The organism is uncultured Croceicoccus sp. (genome assembly GCF_947496385.1).
Taxonomy (GTDB): domain Bacteria; phylum Pseudomonadota; class Alphaproteobacteria; order Sphingomonadales; family Sphingomonadaceae; genus Croceicoccus.
In genome coordinates this window covers 1-1,483 of the sequence record NZ_CANMCP010000043.1, presented here as the reverse complement: position 1 = coordinate 1,483, position 1,483 = coordinate 1, and the positions used below count along the sequence as shown (strand labels likewise).

Here is a 1,483-nt window from a genome sequence, read left to right as displayed (position 1 = left end):
AATTAAGGAGGGTTTGGGCTTCGTCGTAGTGACGAAGGAACGAAGATGAAGCCCAAACCCTCCTTGAAAAATTCACTGACAAAGGCCCCTGCTGAGCGGGTGGTGAAGGATATTCGGCGGCAGACCCGTCGGCATTTCTCGGCTGAGGACAAGATCCGGATAGTGCTGGATGGCCTGCGCGGCGAGGACAGCATCGCCGAGCTATGCCGCAAGGAAGGCATCGCGCAGAGCCTGTATTACACCTGGTCGAAGGAGTTCATGGAAGCGGGCAAGCGCCGCCTGGCCGGCGACACCGCCCGTGCCGCAACCACCGGCGAGGTGCAGGATCTGCGTCGCGAAGCCCGGAACCTGAAGGAGTGTGTTGCCGACCTGACACTCGAAAACCGTCTGCTTAAAAAAAGCATGATTGCGGATGGGGGCGACGACGAATGAGGTATCCCGCATCCGAAAAGCTTGAGATCATCCGGATCGTTGAGCAGTCGCACCTGCCCGCCAAGTGCACGCTGGACCAGCTGGGCATCCCCCGCCGGACCTTCTACCGCTGGTATGATCGCCTCGTCGAAGGTGGACCGGAGGCGCTGGCTGATCGGCCATCAGCGCCGAGCCGGGTGTGGAACCGCATCGGCGACGATATCCAGCAGCAGATCGTCGAGATGGCGTTGGATTACAGTGAGCTGTCACCGCGCGAACTGGCGGTGCGCTTCACTGATGAGAAGCGCTATTTCGTGTCCGAAGCCACGGTTTACCGGCTGCTGAAGGCCCATGACCTGATTACCAGTCCGGCCTATGTCGTGATCAAGGCCGCCGATCAGTTCCACACCAAGACCACCCGCCCGAATGAGATGTGGCAGACTGATTTTACCTACTTCAAAATCATCGGGTGGGGCTGGATGTATCTGTCGACCGTGCTCGACGACTTCTCGCGCTACATCATCGCCTGGAAACTGTGCACAAACATGCGAGCCCAGGACGTGACCGACACGCTGGACCTGGCCCTCAAGGCATCGGGCTGCGACAGCGCCATGGTGCTGCACAAGCCCAGGCTGCTCAGCGATAACGGCCCCAGCTATATCGCGGGCGAACTGGCGGAATACATCGAGGCCCAGAAGATGAGCCATGTGCGCGGCGCTCCGATGCACCCCCAGACCCAAGGCAAGATCGAACGCTGGCACCAGACCCTGAAAAACCGCATCCTGCTGGAGAACTATTTCCTGCCCGGCGACCTTGAGGCCCAGATCGAGGCCTTCGTCGAGCACTACAACAACCAGCGTTACCACGAGAGCCTGAACAACGTCACACCCGCAGATGCCTACTTCGGCAGAGCCCCCGCCATCATCAAACAGCGCGAAAGGATCAAGCGACAGACCATCGAATATCGGCGCTTGCAACACCGCAAGCTCGCCGCCTAACATCAACCCTGAGACGAGGCCCGCACTCCGCTAATTTACGCCGCGACTTGTGCCAAATGTTCTGACGACGGACA

Annotated in this window: 1 protein-coding gene; it reads left to right on the top strand. The window is 59.6% G+C overall.

Features of this window, described 5'->3' with window-relative positions; genetic code table 11:
- Positions 1-45: 45 nt before the first annotated feature.
- Positions 46-1,409, top strand: a protein-coding gene (locus Q0897_RS16015) for an IS3 family transposase (RefSeq protein ID WP_299310427.1) whose coding sequence is annotated in 2 segments (ribosomal slippage) — positions 46-394 and positions 394-1,409 — 1,365 coding nt in all. Because the reading frame shifts where the segments join, the coding sequence is not laid out codon by codon here.
- Positions 1,410-1,483: the final 74 nt, after the last annotated feature.